Origin of the sequence: Pseudanabaena minima str. Chao 2107, from assembly GCF_051131155.1 — a bacterium.
Taxonomy (GTDB): domain Bacteria; phylum Cyanobacteriota; class Cyanobacteriia; order Pseudanabaenales; family Pseudanabaenaceae; genus Pseudanabaena; species Pseudanabaena minima.
Genome location: NZ_CP159508.1, coordinates 1,904,412 through 1,919,359, shown reverse-complemented (window position 1 = coordinate 1,919,359; position 14,948 = coordinate 1,904,412). Strand labels below are relative to the sequence as shown.

General features: G+C 41.3%; 15 protein-coding genes. 7 read left to right on the top strand and 8 right to left on the bottom strand.

Annotation, left to right across the window (positions count from 1 at the left end; genetic code table 11):
- Window positions 1–54: 54 nt before the first annotated feature.
- Together rppB and rppA are read right to left on the bottom strand one after the other, a co-directional pair.
- Window positions 55–1,389, bottom strand: coding sequence for a two-component system sensor histidine kinase RppB (rppB, locus tag ABM313_RS08470; protein WP_434687256.1), 1,335 nt, complete (start codon window positions 1,387–1,389; stop codon window positions 55–57).
- Window positions 1,390–1,482: 93 nt separating this feature from the next.
- The gene (rppA, locus tag ABM313_RS08465; RefSeq protein WP_434687255.1) at window positions 1,483–2,175 is read right to left on the bottom strand and encodes a two-component system response regulator RppA; all 693 of its coding nucleotides are present in this window, start codon (window positions 2,173–2,175) and stop codon (window positions 1,483–1,485) included.
- A gap of 337 nt (window positions 2,176–2,512) precedes the next feature.
- Between rppA and ABM313_RS08460 the strand changes: the two genes are divergently transcribed.
- Window positions 2,513–2,893, top strand: a complete 381-nt coding sequence (locus ABM313_RS08460) for an AbrB family transcriptional regulator (RefSeq protein WP_094529391.1) — start codon at window positions 2,513–2,515, stop codon at window positions 2,891–2,893.
- Between the two features lie 43 nt (window positions 2,894–2,936).
- Here the strand turns inward: ABM313_RS08460 and recF are convergent, their stop codons facing one another.
- From recF to ABM313_RS08445, 3 genes are read right to left on the bottom strand one after another with little or no spacing between them, the layout of a single operon-like run.
- The gene (gene recF / locus ABM313_RS08455) at window positions 2,937–4,067 is read right to left on the bottom strand and encodes a DNA replication/repair protein RecF (protein ID WP_434687253.1); all 1,131 of its coding nucleotides are present in this window, start codon (window positions 4,065–4,067) and stop codon (window positions 2,937–2,939) included.
- 55 nt (window positions 4,068–4,122) lie between these two features.
- On the bottom strand, window positions 4,123–4,449 hold the full coding sequence (locus ABM313_RS08450) for a YacL family protein (protein ID WP_434687251.1): 327 nt from the start codon (window positions 4,447–4,449) through the stop codon (window positions 4,123–4,125).
- A 53-nt stretch (window positions 4,450–4,502) separates the two neighbouring features.
- Window positions 4,503–5,066 carry an EndoU domain-containing protein gene (locus tag ABM313_RS08445; protein ID WP_434687249.1) on the bottom strand — a complete coding sequence of 188 codons (564 nt, stop codon included), beginning with the start codon at window positions 5,064–5,066 and terminating at the stop codon, window positions 4,503–4,505.
- Between the two features lie 133 nt (window positions 5,067–5,199).
- Here ABM313_RS08445 and ABM313_RS08440 point away from each other — a divergent pair, with 133 nt between their 5' ends.
- Entirely contained in the window at window positions 5,200–7,596 is a 2,397-nt protein-coding gene (locus ABM313_RS08440; protein ID WP_434687247.1) for a GH36-type glycosyl hydrolase domain-containing protein, read from the top strand.
- Window positions 7,597–7,638: 42 nt separating this feature from the next.
- On the opposite strand, the gene ABM313_RS08435 is transcribed toward ABM313_RS08440, so the two are convergent.
- Both ABM313_RS08435 and ABM313_RS08430 read right to left on the bottom strand, forming a co-directional pair.
- Window positions 7,639–7,971 carry a type II toxin-antitoxin system PemK/MazF family toxin gene (locus ABM313_RS08435; RefSeq protein WP_434687246.1) on the bottom strand — a complete coding sequence of 111 codons (333 nt, stop codon included), beginning with the start codon at window positions 7,969–7,971 and terminating at the stop codon, window positions 7,639–7,641.
- Complete coding sequence (locus ABM313_RS08430; protein WP_434687244.1) at window positions 7,946–8,221, bottom strand: AbrB/MazE/SpoVT family DNA-binding domain-containing protein; 276 nt, start codon at window positions 8,219–8,221, stop codon at window positions 7,946–7,948. The genes ABM313_RS08435 and ABM313_RS08430 overlap by 26 nt, the downstream gene beginning before the upstream one ends.
- Before the next feature lie 270 nt (window positions 8,222–8,491).
- On the opposite strand from ABM313_RS08430, the gene thrC reads away from it, so the two are divergent.
- From thrC to ABM313_RS08405, 5 genes are all read left to right on the top strand, one after another.
- A complete protein-coding gene (thrC, locus tag ABM313_RS08425; protein WP_434687242.1) occupies window positions 8,492–9,799 on the top strand; it encodes a threonine synthase in 1,308 nt (435 codons plus the stop codon).
- Between the two features lie 53 nt (window positions 9,800–9,852).
- Entirely contained in the window at window positions 9,853–10,782 is a 930-nt protein-coding gene (locus ABM313_RS08420) for an EAL domain-containing protein (RefSeq protein WP_434687240.1), read from the top strand.
- A gap of 57 nt (window positions 10,783–10,839) precedes the next feature.
- Window positions 10,840–12,027, top strand: coding sequence for a DNA double-strand break repair nuclease NurA (locus ABM313_RS08415; RefSeq protein WP_434687238.1), 1,188 nt, complete (start codon window positions 10,840–10,842; stop codon window positions 12,025–12,027).
- A gap of 75 nt (window positions 12,028–12,102) precedes the next feature.
- Window positions 12,103–12,696 (top strand): Uma2 family endonuclease, encoded by a 594-nt coding sequence (locus ABM313_RS08410; protein WP_434687236.1) that lies wholly within the window; start codon window positions 12,103–12,105, stop codon window positions 12,694–12,696.
- Window positions 12,668–12,796, top strand: a complete 129-nt coding sequence (locus ABM313_RS08405) for a hypothetical protein (protein ID WP_434687235.1) — start codon at window positions 12,668–12,670, stop codon at window positions 12,794–12,796. Before ABM313_RS08410 ends, ABM313_RS08405 begins: the two co-directional genes overlap by 29 nt.
- A gap of 49 nt (window positions 12,797–12,845) precedes the next feature.
- Here ABM313_RS08405 and ABM313_RS08400 read toward each other — a convergent pair whose 3' ends face one another.
- Window positions 12,846–14,876 carry a protein kinase domain-containing protein gene (locus ABM313_RS08400; protein WP_434687233.1) on the bottom strand — a complete coding sequence of 677 codons (2,031 nt, stop codon included), beginning with the start codon at window positions 14,874–14,876 and terminating at the stop codon, window positions 12,846–12,848.
- Window positions 14,877–14,948: the final 72 nt, after the last annotated feature.

Sequence of the window (14,948 nt, the reverse complement as noted above, 5' to 3'; positions counted from 1 at the left end):
AGCGATAAATGATTGGCAGCATTTAAGAATATCTAAGGGTTTTGATTAGATTTCTCAATCATTAAGTCCCAATCGAATCGTGAATATACTGCCTTTGCCGAGTTGACTTTTGACTTGGATATTGCCCTGATGAGACTTTGCGATCGCCATAGCAATGGCAAGTCCCAAACCAGTTCCACCCGTTTGCCGAGAGCGATCACTGTGGGCGCGATAGAAACGATCAAAAATATGTGGTAAATCAGCCTCAGCAATACCGATACCATTGTCCTCAATACGGATCGTTGCCATGCGATCGCTCTGTTCCAAAAATATTTGGACTTTGCCACCTTCTGGAGTGTAATGGATAGCATTGATCAGAATATTAAAAATCAAGCGATAGATTTGTTCTTCATTACCCGCAACATAGATCGGAATCTTGTTCACGAGTTGCAAATGTAGCGTAATTTGTGACTGCACCGCGATCGCGGCTACTTCTTCGATTAAGTCACTCACAATGTCATTGAGACAACAGGATTGGCTGGGTGATTGCTTGGAAACCTGTCCTTCCATTCGAGAGAGCATTAGCAAATCCTGCACTAATTGCGAGAGGCGAATCGTTTGGCGATCAATAGTCTGTAGAGTTTCCCGTGATTCTTTTTCAGAAACTAAATCACTCATTAGCACCGATTCCACTGTCGCCCGAATCGAAGCGAGCGGTGTGCGGATTTCATGGGCAGCATCGGCGGTGAATTGCTGAATTTGTTGATAGGAGGCATAGACTGGACGCATCGCTTTTTCTGATAAGTACCAGCTTGCCATGCTGACCAACAAAAAGGCGATCGGTAATCCTGTCAATAAGGCAAATTTGGACTCATTTAGATGCTGGTCATAGTCTTGTAGCGATCGCCCAATTTGCAAGTAGCCCCAAGGCTGTCCAGCATTATTTTTTAAAAGTAAAGCAACTTGATGGTATCGATTTCCCTGAGCGTCTTCTAACGTATGCCAACTTATTGCTTCTTTGCTAAATGAAACTGCTTCTACTTGTTGTCCCACCGTCCCCAATAGTCGTCCCGAAAGATCGAGCAATCTGACGTAATAGCCCTCTTGTTTAGTAATTCCTAAAACATGGCGATCGCGATCGGGGTCGCATGATTCCCCAATAATGCAAAGCTTAGGTAAAATTCTCTGTACATTGGCACTAATTTTTCCAGTCTGTTCCAAATTTGGTTCTAAAGCATCGTGAAGATTGCCAGAGACTGCTATTAGCTCTTGATCAACGCCATGCCAGTGAGCATGAGCCATCACCTGATAAGCACCAAGTCCAGACAATCCCAAGATTACTCCCATCACTCCCGCATACCAAAGGGCTAAGGATACTTTTGCTTTGAAAAAGACACTATCGTGATTCATAGTTGTTACAGCGATTTGCGCTTAATTAAAACCCAGTTGTGCATCGCGGCTCCGCCGCGATGCACAACTGGGTTTTCAAGATATGCGACAGCTTTAGTTAACATTAAACCGATAACCCAAACCATAAACAGTTTCAATTAGTTTTTCCTGTCCATATTCTGCCAATCGCCGCCGCAACAGCCTGATTTGGGCAGCAACCACATTACTTTCTGGTTCTGCTTGCATTTCCCATAGCCGACCCAGAATCTGATCACGGGTCAAAATTTGATGAGGATGCTGCATGAAATATTCTAAAAGCTGAAACTCTTTAGCCGTCAATTGAATAATTTGGTATTTCCCATTAATGTCATAGGCAGCAATGGTGCAGGTATTGTAATCAAGAACAAGATTAGCAACTTTTAACTGTGTGGCTTGAATTTGGGGCGATCGCCTTTGCAAAGCCCTCAATCTTGCCAATAACTCTAACATCCCAAATGGTTTAGCTAGATAGTCATCGGCTCCTGCATCTAGTCCTTGAACACGATCTTCAATCCGATCTTTTGCTGTAAGGATAATTACAGGCAAGGGATTTTGATTTTTGCGTAATCGTTTACATAATTCTAATCCTGAAAGCTGCGGTAACATCCAGTCCAAAATTGCCACAGTATATTGTGTGGGCTGGCGATCAAGATAGTCCCATGCTTCTTTGCCATCTTGCACCCAATCAACAATGTATTTTTCTTGTTTGAGACTACGTTGAATTGCCATCCCTAAGTCAATTTCGTCCTCAACGAGTAAAACTCTCATGTTTTTTATTGATAGTTAAGTTTCAATTGGTTGATAAACTGCACTTGAGTTTGTCAATTACATTTACTGAATTATTACTGCATTTTTGAGACTTCAGATTGTCATGAATTGCCTTCATAAATTTTATAGTCTTTCTAATGATTAAAATGGATTTCATTGTTTTAAGTTCCAAACCTATTAAGAACCTTTTACTTTACATGAATAATTTAATTAGATATAGATGATAGTTATCTGTAAAAACTAATAGGTTGTATATCTTCTCAAAAAAGTTTGACTAGTAGTACAATTATCTTAGATACTAATGTATAAATATTAAATATTAAACTGTTAAGAACAAATGGCAAAAATCAAACAACCAGTACAACTCTCTGGTGATGCATTATTACAGAAAGTCAAAGAACTAGAGCATCTGTCGAAAGAAGAAAAAGCTAAGGCTTGTGGATATGCTACTGTTACCAAAAATAATCAAGCTCGTGTTAACTTGATGAAGTTTTATAATGCCTTGATGGAAGCGGATGGAGTTGAACTTGAAGCAAAAGGTAGTGGCAAAGGTGGACGTAGTGCCAGTTATCGAGTTAGTGTACAGAAAAATGGCAACCTACTAATTGGCTCAGCTTATACACAATTGATGGGTTTACAGGCTGGGGACGAATTAGAAATTCGCCTCGGACGTAAACATATTCATTTACGTCAAGTTGGTGCAGACGACGACGAATAAAAAACACAAAACAAGTTTGCTTCACAAGCTTGTTTTGTGTTTTTTAAGATAAAATTTTGCCATTTTCTACTTGAAAAATTCGGGCAGAATTTAGCCATTGAGCATCAAATGAGCCAAGATGTGTAGTCGTAATAATTGTCTGGACACGATCTCCAATCGCATTCAGCAGATGATCTTGTCTTTGGAGATCAAGTTCAGCAAGGACATCATCTAATAGCAATAATGGCGGTTCTCCAACTACCGATTCTAGCAATTCTAACTCAGCCAGTTTTAGTGCTAGTACTAAAGTGCGCTGCTGACCTTGAGAGCCATATTCTCGCGCAGGTGTAGTATTAATTGTCAGATAAACTTCATCACGGTGGGGACCAACTAAACTTGAGCCTTGATGTTGTTCAATGGTTGCTTTCTGCAAAATCGCATCAAAAAAAGCTTGGTGAATATGTTCCACTGTATCCATTGGCGCAAAAGTAAATTTTGGAACATAAGTAATTTCTAAATACTCACTACCACCGCTAATTGCTTGATGCCAAGCCCGCGCAATCGGGGTTAATCTCTCTAATAAACGCGATCGCCTCCGAATCAAACGTGTCCCCGCAGTTACCAATTGAGCATCCCACAGAGCCATTTGTTGCGGTTCATAGTTGATTTGTCCCTGTTTAATTGACTTTAATAACGCATTCCGTTGTCGCAAAACTTGATTATATTGTTGCAAAAGATTGATGTAAATTGGCTCTAATTGAATCAAAACTGTATCCAACCAATTGCGCCGACTTTCAGGACTCCCCCGCACCAAGTCCAAGTCTAAACTTGAAAACATAACTGCATTTAGATTTCCTAAAAAATCCAGAGATCTTGCTTGATTGACCCCATTCACATTCAGAGTCCGCTTGCCACTGGCTCTTATCCGCATCAATAATTCCACGGGGTAGCTTTCTGGTATGTGCGATCGCTGGCAAGTTGCCGCAATTTCTCCGATCGCTTCACCATTAAGCACTAAGTCACGATCCTTACTAACTCGATGTGATCGTAGGGTTGCTAATAGCAAGACCGCTTCGAGTAAGTTAGATTTTCCCTGAGCATTATTACCCACGATTACCGTCTTGGGTGCTGTGAAGTTAACTTCTTGATCGATGTAGTTACGAAACTGCTTGATGTGTAGAGATTTAAGGTACATTACAGGGTATTTTTCTTAATTTTGCGAAATATCGCGATACTTCGCAGAATTGGGATTAGAGGCGATCGCAAAATTTGTAACAACTCTCTAAAGCTTGTTTGAAATCTGCAATAGGTAGTTCTAAGCTTAGTTCAGTTTCTGTATATTCACTCCAAATGTTTACAGTTTTTGTAGTGATTTTTAGCCCATAAGCATTACCGATCCCTTCAGCCTGAAGGCGATCGCCGATCTCAATCTCTTGGATTATTGCTAAAATTTCTGCACATACAGCCGCAACGCCTTGGATTTCTGACTCCAAGTATTGACTAAATAGTTGATATTTAGGCTCGGTATCAGCTTTAAAGTAGCCTTCTTCATCTCGATAGAATTTGATATTGATCATTATACTTTAGAGAAAATGCGGTAAATGGGAATGTGATGCATTGTACATTCCACTTACCTACGGTAAATGGGATAAGCCGTGGTAATTGTATTTGTCGCTTTATTGTAATAACCTTCAATTCTTAATCCGCTAGTTGAAGTACCTTGCCAAGGTTCTCTAGATTTGTTTGCGGAGTTAAAAGCACTTTTAATTTCTGACAAAACTTGAGCCTGAGACCAGCGATCTGGGAAAAAGGAAGAACTAGAAATTTTGCTAACCCATTGACCATTGGCAGGATTACGAATCTCAACACGACCGATGTAAACGCCTTGCTGATTTGGCAATCCTGTAATTTTGACAATTTTTGCATTATTAGCATCTTTGCCATTAAGACGATGATGATAACCAACTGCCAAGCCTCGGCGATTAATTTCTCCAAGAAAAATGTGGGTTTTATTAATTGTCAACGCCTTAGCAATAGGAGCTTTAGCGATCGTGGTAAGGCTGAAGTTCTGGACTGTTGGGATAGAAAGTTGAGTTTGAGGAGTGGTAGCCTGTGGATTAAGAAAAACTGTGCTAAGTAGCGTACCGAGCGAAGTTAAACCAACTACTAACTTAGAGATTATTGTGCCTGCCATAGTTTTATTTAAAACTGCTCTAAAAAATTGGGGTGAAAAATTGAGATAATCTATGTCGCAATCTGGTTATGTTTTATGGTCACTGATTAACCACAAAACATGATTATTATACAAAGAAGGAAGATTTTAAACTGTGGCGATCGCAAACCAATACGGCTATTACACCGAAGATTATCGGGAATTTGTGATTACAAATCCGCGCACCCCGCGCCCTTGGTTTAACTATATGTGGAATAGCCAGTATGCAGGGCTGATTTCCCATACAGGAGGTGGCTTTAGCTTCTTGGACTCGCCCCGCGATAACCGCATTAGTCGGATGCGTTATAACTGCCTTCCTTGGGACCGTCCTGGGCGCTATGTGATGATCAAAGATACTGCTACAGGAAAATATTGGTCACTGAGTTGGTCGCCGACAATTCACCTTAACTATGACTTCTATGAATGTCGGCATGGTCAGGGATACACTAAAATCACGACAGAGATTAATGGAATTCGTGGCGAAATTACTTACTTCGTTCCCACCGATACTAATGCTGAAGTTTGGCGCGTGAAGTTAACAGAACTGTCAGGACAGACGCGAGATTTAGAAGTTTATTCCTTTTTGGAATTGTTGATGGGGAATGCTCTCAATGATCAAATTAATCAACCGAATGACAAACATTTCACGGATATTCATTTTGATCAAGATTTGCAAGCCCTAGTAGCCACCCGCCGCTATTGGGTGTTGAATAAAGGCGTTTCCGTGAAGCAGCCAAATATTGATTGGAAGTATCAGATTTATTTTTCTCAAAGTTTACCGATTTCTGGTTTTGATAGTAGTCTCGATACTTTCATCGGCAGATGGCGATCGGAATCGAATCCTGAAGCTGTAGAAACAGGGGTAATGAAAAACACAGAAATCACGGCTGGCGATCCTGTGGTGGCGTTGCAATCGAAGATTAGCTTGGCGGCAAATAGTTCTGTAGATTTTGCAGTTGTTTTGGAGATTGCTCCGAAAGAGATCCCCCCTACCCCCCTTGTAAAGGGGGGCAAGATTGTGGAAGTTGTTGATCGTCAATTTGAGCAACTCAAACAAAAATGGGATCAGCATTTGTCCTGTGTGCAGGTACAAACACCAGATGCAGCATTTAACGCCATGATCAATGTCTGGAATCAGTATCAGGCAGCGGTAACTTTTGATATGGCGCGAAATTCGGGCTACTATCATGGAGGGTTGCTTTTTGGTACGGGAATGCGCGATCGCTTCCAAGATATTCTTGGTGTGGTGATGGTTGATCCTGCGCGAGTCAGAGAAAGATTGATTAAAGCCCTGAACTTCCAATTTAAGGACGGTTCCACTTTACATAATTATTTTGTGCTAACCAATACTGGCGAACGCACTAACCATTCTGATACGCCGCTTTGGATTCCTTTTGGCATTGTTGAATATCTCAAAGAGACTGGTGATTTCTCGATTTTAGAAGAAGTAGTTCCTTACCATGATGATACTTCAGGGATAGTTTATGAGCATTTGGTAAGAGCGCTAGACTTTGCGATCGCCAACACAGGTGAGCGAGGTATGCCCCGCATCTTTACAGGCGATTGGAATGATACGCTCGACCATGTTGGCTCACAGGGCAAGGGCGAAACTACTTGGGGTGCTTTCTTCTTGGGCTATGTGTTAAATAAGTCATTGCCTGTCTGTGAACATCAAGGCGATCGCGAGGCGATCGACAGATTCCAAAAATTCTATGAACATTTGCGTCAAGTAACTAATGACATTTGTTGGGATGGCGAATGGTATTTACGCGCCTTCCGTGACAATGGTGAACCGATTGGTGTATCAAGTGCAACTCAGGGCAAAATCTTCCTCAACGCTCAATCATGGGCAGTGATTTCGGAACTTGCACCAAGCGATCGCGCTGATAAAGCGATGGCAAGTAGTCGTGAATATCTCGCAACACCTTTTGGAATGCAGATCGTTGCGCCATCCTTTACAGAAATTGATGATACGGTTGGGCTAATTAGTCGTTGTGTACCAGGGAAGAAAGAGAACGGTGCAGTATTTAATCATGCCTCATCTTGGTTTGTGCTCGCTTCTCTGCTCAATGGTGACACCGAATTTGCATGGGAAATCTATCGTCGGATGATGCCGATTAATTCCTCACAAGCCACTGATGATAAATGCGATCGCTTTGAAACAGAACCTTACGTCTATCCTGAATATGTGACTAGTCCTGATCACGAAACCCAAGGACAGGCAAGCCATTCATGGCTGACAGGCACGGCGGTGTGGATGCTACGCATTGGTATTGACTACATCCTAGGATTTCAACCTACTTTCACAGGCATGATCATCGATCCCAAAATTCCTAGCGAATGGTCGGGCTTCACTGCACAGCGCAAGTTTCGCGGTAAGACTCTCTCGCTGACCGTAGTTAATCATAGCGATGTTAAACAAATGACAGTGAATGGTGAAGTTGTAGAAACTAACTTCATCGATCTGGCTCTCTATAAGAAAGAGGAAATAGCGATCGCTGTTCATCTCTAAGATTTAGCTAGAAGTCGCTTTGCGACCTCTAGCTGACTGGAATTATTCACCATACATTTCTGTAATCAGTCTCCTCAATTGAGCAGCTTGATCATTACTTAAAATATCAATCTTATTTTTTAGACGAGTTTTACTAATAGTGCGGATTTGATCAACAGCAACTTCCGCAAGGCTGCCAGCACAATTGATTTGGAGACGACTACGCCATTTGGGATGAATTTTGGAAGTTAGAGGACAAATAATCACAGTCTCTAGTAAGGAATTCATGTCATTCTGGCTAATCACAACCACAGGACGAATCTTGCTGATTTCACTGCCAAGAGTAGGATTGAGATCAGCAAAATAGATTTCATAACGTTTCGGTTGCAACATCATCTAGACCATCTAGCAAAGTATTATCAAACTCACTCCAGTCTTCCTTCTCTTGAGCCATTTCTTGATAAGTTTCTTTCCAAGATAACTTAGTACTATCTTTTTGACGCAACAGAATACCTTGCTCTGTTTCTTCTAGAAGTAATGTGTCCGAAAATCCATACTTCTGCAATATGAGTTTAGGTAATCTTACGCCCTTAGAATTTCCAATCGAGACTAGCTTGATGCTATGGGTGCGGTGATTATTTTTCATGGCTGCTAGATAGGAAATAGATTTATATAATCTTAAGATGTAATTACTGTAGTTACTTATATGATTAATGTCAATCAAAAAATGAGATGTAGCGACAAGCGCTGCATCTCATTTTTTTTTGCACCATGTAAAGAACAATCCAACTCACAAAGTAATACCCGACTATTTCAGTCGGGTATATTTGACGACAATTAATGCCTATGTTAATGTTCCTTTCAATAAGTAATTCAAAACAAACACCTTTTATTGATTCAAAGGGCAACCAAGAACATGACTGCAACGATTGTTTCTCCTTACACCAGCGATCGCGTTGATACATTTAGTAATCTCAAGTGCAAAGAGTGCGGTGCAGAATATGAAGCCAAAGCGATGCATGTTTGTGAACTGTGCTTTGGTCCTCTAGAGGTTGCCTATAACTATGATGCGATCGCCGCTAGAGTCAGCCGTGAAACAATTCAAGCTGGTCCCCTCTCAATCTGGCGCTATCGCGATTTCCTACCAGTCAAGACTGACGACTATATCGATGTGTCCACTGGCATGACGCCTTTGATCAAAGCTAACCGTCTTGCAAAGCGTCTCGGCATCAAAAATCTCTACATCAAAAATGATGCTGTCAACATGCCCACCTTGAGCTTCAAGGATCGTGTTGTATCTGTAGCTCTCAGCCGAGCTCGTGAATTAGGTTTCACTACTGTTGCTTGCGCGAGTACTGGCAACCTTGCCAACTCCACCGCCGCGATCGCTGCCCATGCAGGCTTAGAGTGTTGTGTGTTCATTCCCTCTGACCTCGAAGCAGGTAAAGTTCTTGGCACAACCATTTACAATCCCAAAGTTTTCTCGGTACATGGTAACTACGACCAAGTAAACCGTCTTTGTTCAGAAGTCGCGAATACTCACGGGTGGGGTTTTGTCAATATCAATCTCCGTCCTTACTACTCCGAAGGTTCCAAGACCCTTGCCTATGAGGTTGTCGAACAACTCGGTTGGAAGTTGCCCGATCACATCGTTGCACCTCTAGCTTCTGGCTCCCTGTTCACCAAGATTTATAAAGGCTTCAATGAATTTGTGAAGGTTGGCTTAGTCGATGACAAAGCTGTTCGATTCAGTGGCGCACAGGCTGAAGGTTGTTCACCGATCGCATCCGCTTACAAGGAAGGTCGCGACTTTATTACTCCTGTTAAACCTAAAACTATTGCCAAGAGCTTGGCGATCGGTAACCCTGCTGATGGTATCTATGCGATCGACATTGCTCACAAGACCAATGGCAACATCGAGTCTGTAAATGACGATGAAATCACCCAAGCAATGAAATTGCTTGCGGAAACTGAAGGTATCTTCACAGAGACTGCTGGTGGTACGACGATCGCTGTTCTCAAGAAATTAGTGGAAGCTGGCAAAATCGATCCTGAAGAAACCACTGTTGTATACATCACAGGCAATGGATTGAAAACTCAAGAAGCAATCCAAGGCTATGTTGGTGAGCCATTCTTAATTGAGCCAAAACTTGACAGTTTCGAGCGTGCGCTAGAGCGTTCACACACCTTAGATAAACTCGAATGGCAAACTGTATCCGTCTAATTTTATTCATTTCCTAAAAATAAGAGCAGCGCAAAGCACTGCTCTTATTTTGTATGGTCGAACTTATGGAACCTGAATTTAATCCCCTTACCACTGCTCATATCGATCTCCAATTAGAAGAAGAATTTCCAGAGATTCGGTTGGAAGCTGAGAAGTTTGAGTTATGGTTTCAACCAGTTTATGAGTTGGCTACAGGCAAGATATTACATAATGAAGTGCTAGTACGTTGGCGAGACGAACAAGGCAATTTACGACAACCACAAGAATTATTAATTGCTCTCCAAAACACTCAATTACTCAACCAATTAGATCGGATTGTTGTGGAAAAATCCATTGCCGTATTATCGCAGCAACCTAATATAAAAATTTCGATTAATTTATCTGATGAAATTTTTGTAGATCAGGAATTTTTATCCCAACTTTATACATGGTTCAATCAATATAAAGTTTCTGCAAAAAGAATTGGTTTTGAAATAGAAGAAGAGATTCTTTCTCAGCAACAATCACTAGTACTTCCATTTATTACAGAATTACAGATGATGGGCTGTGATGTTGTGATGGATAACTTTACGGGTAGATTTTTTTCTTTATTGCAACTACAACAATTACCAGTAGCTCTAATTAAACTAGATCGCAGCTTTGCTCGACAACCTTTATCTTTAGCCCAAAAACAGCTAGTAACCGCGATCGCCTATACAAGTAAAATTTACCAAAAGCAATGTGTTCTTAAGGGAATTGATGATAAATTTGCTTTAAGCTTTGCAAACAATTTAGGAATAAAAGGAGTACAAGGATATTCTTTGTGCAGACCTCAAGAAAAGCCCAAAACCTTTGGGCTAATTGGTTTAATGCTGATCCGAGTTATTGCTATTTTAGTCTTACTATATATTATCAAAAGTTTCTTAGGTATAAATATCTTCCAAGACCGTCATGCTTGGGAGGCCATCAGTGATTTTATTCAATCTATCTTTGATGGGAAGTGATGACTGATATTGCGTAGAATCCCTTAAAACTTTACTAGAAAATTTAGAGAAGTACTTATGCTGGATTTACAAAAGTTGATGGGACAAATGCAAGGAATGTCTGAACAATTGCAAAGGGAAGCCCAACAGTTGACAGTTAAACTCGATCTCGCTGAAACCATATTTCATCAAGCTGCTAAAAACCAAACAAATCTTTGTAATCATAGTGAAATCCTGCGCGATCGCTTCATGTTTAATTGTGCGGAACCTGTTGAACCTCTGGGAGAAATTCAAACAATATTACCCATAAACACACCGCACATTGTTCTCGCCACCGATGGCTCACAGATTGCCCCTAGCCGCCATGAAATTGCCTATTGCTATTTGATTAATGTCGGTCGAGTTGCGATTCACTACAATTCTGGAATCTATCCCTTACTCGATAATGTTCCTGAGGTCTTTTATAAAACAGAAGATCTCTATAAAGCCCGTCAATGGGGAATTCAGACAGAGCAATGGATGACGCTCAAACGCACTGTTGCCGAGAATGTGGCACTAGCTAATTTAGCGATCGCCACAATTGCGAGCTATCCTCAGTCGCCAATATTAGCTTTTAGCGATGGAGCCTTAGTCCATTGGGAGTTTGATGAGATTCCAGCCGATCCGCGATCGCAACTTTTGCCAGATATTCTCGCCGCATGGGACGATTTGAAAGCTCAACGGGTTCCCCTCGCAGGCTATATCAGTGCTCCTCGTGCTGCGGAAGCCACTAACTTTTTACGCTTACAACTCTGTCCTTTTGAGAAGCCTGATTGCAATACTCACTGCTTTGCTAAGCCTCTTGATTCTGCGCCTTGCAGTCAAATTCAACCGTTACGCGATGGCACTTTATGGAGTCGCTTGCTGAAAGCAGGTGAATGCAGTCCTCTTTGGCAAAGCCATGCAAGGATTATGGAAGAATATGGAGAACATCAGATTTATTTTTGTTATCTGCATGTCGGTACGGAAATCGCCAGAATTGAGATGCCAGCTTGGACTGCTCTAGACGTAGAACTGCGATCGCAGGCTTTGCAAATCATTCTCGCGCAAGTACAAAAGGGTTATGGCTATCCTGTTGCCCTAGCGGAAGCCCATAACCAAGCAGTAGTCACTGGTAGCGATCGCCGCCGCTTTTTTGCAATTCTAGAGCAGCAAATGGTGAAATCGGGCTTACGCAATGTGACCACTTCTTACAAGGAGTCTCGCAAGCGCAGCAGCATTGCTTAATTATCTCAACATCAAAACAGCGATCGCTAAATATTATTTATAATTATAATCAACATAAAATTGTGGGCAAAATGTATGATTTCTACTATTTCATCGCCTAGCCTATCTCCTACAGAATACCTAGAGTGGGAAGTAATACAAGAAGGTAGATATGAGTACGAGTATGGAGAGGTTATTGAGGTGACAGGTGGGAAACTGGAAAACAACGAAATTGCCCTTAATTTGATCGTACTGCTCCGAAGTCATTTACGTGGAAGAGGTTGCCGAGTTCTTGGCGGTGATGCAAAACTCATGACTATTCCAAGTAATGTTTATTACTTTCCTGATGTAGTTGTTAGTTGCGATCCTCGCGATCGCGGTGCTAGTGAGTTTTTACAATATCCTTGTTTAATCGCTGAAGTCTTATCCCCTGCTACGGAAAGTCGCGATCGCGGGATTAAGTTACGCAACTATCTAAAGATCGATTCATTACAAGAATATATGCTTATCAATTCAGATTCTCCGAGTATTGAGTTCTATCGCCGTAGCGATCGTACAGAGGTTTGGGAATATCTAACAATCAATAGTTCTGATTTAACCGTTAACGATCCTGAAGTTCAATTAACGAGCATAGATCTTAGTCTTCCACTGTCACTTATCTATGAAAATGTTGACTTTCAGCAATCCTAATTGCCTATTCAACAATCAAACTGCGATCGCCCCCCACAACCCAACACCCGATCGCCTATTCCCCCAATATCAAACAGCGATCGCCCCTCACAACCAATAAAAACTGATCACCTAAATCTCAATATCAAACAGCGATCGTCAGCTATAAATCACCCCCTTGAAGGCAACCTACGGACTTTACGAATTGCTACTATTAAAATTGTGTAATAGACAAGACCGACTATTGCAAAATTACTATTTGTCCACATTAGTACGTGAAGCAAAGCTGAACTAAGATATCCAATCGTGAGAATTTGCAGACGCAGTGAGGTTTTTACAGTACTTAAACCAATAAAATAGCCGAATAATCCGCCATATGCTATGTCCCCTGATATTATGCAGAGACTCTCTAGGAATTTTGTCAGTTCTGTAATAACAAATAATTCAGGGATAACCAAGATGTACGCTAAATTAAATCCAACTGCTGAAGCCGCACCTATCAAAATTCCATCTAGAGGGTCGCTAACACCTACAAACAAACGCTGTTTCTTTCCTAGTCGTAAACCAATAAACCAAAGTGCAAAAATTGGAAGAGATTTGAGTAGCGTATCCCTTAAGCTCCACACAAGAAAATTTCTACTCAAAACATTGATAAAGCTATCTTCCTGTTGCCCTAGAACAAGCTTAGGCACAATACTGTTAAAGAACTTTAAAAAGCTAGGATAAATTGGGCTTATAACAACCACTGCTGTAAATATTGCTGCACCTAGAATCACCCACCAAGTCTTGTTCTTACCGCACAGTTTATAGATAAAGTAATAAGCTGCAAGACTAAAATATGTAAAAGCTATAAAACAAGTAAAAAATGTGGGATTGAATAGATATGGTCTTGCAAAAATAGACAACACGATCACCGTAAAGCATAATGGCGCAATTCCCAGTAAGAGATAGGCTTTCATTTTTTGGGAAATAACACCAGATCCTATTGAATTGGAAAAAGATTTGGATTCATCAGTTAAGAAATCATTAAAAGTAGATTCTGAGCCATCATCCTCAGACAAGTCCGGTTCAGGCTTAGTTATCTGATTTAATTCTTCCACTTTCATTGACTCTAAAGTTGAAGCTTCATGCTGAACATTTGGCTGAGTAACAATAGTTGAAGCAGTTGAGTCAGGCTTAGGTTCTGATGGAATAACTATTGTTGAAGAAGATGCAGAATTTGGTAGAGAGACTAATAACTCAGTTGATAATAAATCTGGTTGTGGAGTAGTTACTTGAGTTGGTTCTATAGTTTTTGATTCGTTGGGTGATGGAAGAGCCGCCTCTGGTTGAGTGACTATGATCGTCGTTGGTTGTGGTGCTAAAGGTTTGAGGGTTTGCAAAACTGTTAGAGCTTGTTCCGCATTGCGATATCTTTGGCGGAAGTCATAGCGCACCATCTTGTCGATATATTCCACAAAATCATCACTCACCTGAGCCTTATGCCGCCAGCTAAACTCACCCGTTTCCGCATCTTGCTCAAAACCATGACCATAGGGAGGTTCGGCAGTGAGAGCCTCGATCGCCATACAACCAACTGCATAGATGTCACTCGCAAAGCATGGTCTACCTTGAGTTTGTTCCGCAGGCATATATCCAAGCGTCCCGATCGCGATCGTGCCACTCGCCAAACCAACTGCCATATTAGTCTGGTTTTGCTGCACCTCACGCACCGCACCAAAGTCAATCAGCACAATCTTGTCATTAGCACGGCGGCGCATGATATTACTTGGTTTTAGATCCCGATGGATCGAGCCTTGACTATGGACATACGCCAAAATCTCTAATACTTCACGCAGTAAACCTCTAGTCCTTGCTTCTGACCATTTGACAGTATGGTTAATCTCATCAGAGAGCGGATGACCATCAATAAATTCTTGGACTAAGTAGAACTGCCCATTATCTTCAAAATAGGCAATCAGTTTAGGAATACCCCAATGGTTGAGATCATCCAACTTAGATGCTTCACGCTCAAACATCTGCCTTGTAATTGCAATATGGGTAGGATCAGTTTGGGTAATTAGCCGCTTGACCACGCATTGAGAGCTAGCTTGATTGCTAAGGCGTTTGTGAGTATCTTCAGCCAAAAACGTCTCACCAAAAGCACCAAAGCCAATCTGTTTAACGATCCGAAAGCGATCCATCAGCATTTGATCAAGCATACAAACCAATCTCACACCATAGAATTTGCATTACAAAACTAGATTCTCGGTTTAGAAAATACTTGACACCTA

Excerpts from the sequence above, each read along its gene's own strand:
- ABM313_RS08410 (WP_434687236.1), top strand. The coding sequence starts at position 12,103 with ATGATTTCTACTATTTCATCGCCTAGCCTATCTCCTACAGAATACCTA.
- ABM313_RS08445 (WP_434687249.1), bottom strand. The coding sequence starts at position 5,066 with ATGGCAGGCACAATAATCTCTAAGTTAGTAGTTGGTTTAACTTCGCTC.
- ABM313_RS08435 (WP_434687246.1), bottom strand. The coding sequence starts at position 7,971 with ATGATGTTGCAACCGAAACGTTATGAAATCTATTTTGCTGATCTCAAT.
- ABM313_RS08450 (WP_434687251.1), bottom strand. The coding sequence starts at position 4,449 with ATGATCAATATCAAATTCTATCGAGATGAAGAAGGCTACTTTAAAGCT.
- ABM313_RS08430 (WP_434687244.1), bottom strand. The coding sequence starts at position 8,221 with ATGAAAAATAATCACCGCACCCATAGCATCAAGCTAGTCTCGATTGGA.
- ABM313_RS08460 (WP_094529391.1), top strand. The coding sequence starts at position 2,513 with ATGGCAAAAATCAAACAACCAGTACAACTCTCTGGTGATGCATTATTA.
- ABM313_RS08415 (WP_434687238.1), top strand. The coding sequence starts at position 10,840 with ATGCTGGATTTACAAAAGTTGATGGGACAAATGCAAGGAATGTCTGAA.
- thrC (WP_434687242.1), top strand. The coding sequence starts at position 8,492 with ATGACTGCAACGATTGTTTCTCCTTACACCAGCGATCGCGTTGATACA.
- recF (WP_434687253.1), bottom strand. The coding sequence starts at position 4,067 with ATGTACCTTAAATCTCTACACATCAAGCAGTTTCGTAACTACATCGAT.
- rppA (WP_434687255.1), bottom strand. The coding sequence starts at position 2,175 with ATGAGAGTTTTACTCGTTGAGGACGAAATTGACTTAGGGATGGCAATT.
- rppB (WP_434687256.1), bottom strand. The coding sequence starts at position 1,389 with ATGAATCACGATAGTGTCTTTTTCAAAGCAAAAGTATCCTTAGCCCTT.
- ABM313_RS08400 (WP_434687233.1), bottom strand. The coding sequence starts at position 14,876 with ATGCTTGATCAAATGCTGATGGATCGCTTTCGGATCGTTAAACAGATT.
- ABM313_RS08420 (WP_434687240.1), top strand. The coding sequence starts at position 9,853 with ATGGTCGAACTTATGGAACCTGAATTTAATCCCCTTACCACTGCTCAT.
- ABM313_RS08405 (WP_434687235.1), top strand. The coding sequence starts at position 12,668 with ATGAAAATGTTGACTTTCAGCAATCCTAATTGCCTATTCAACAATCAA.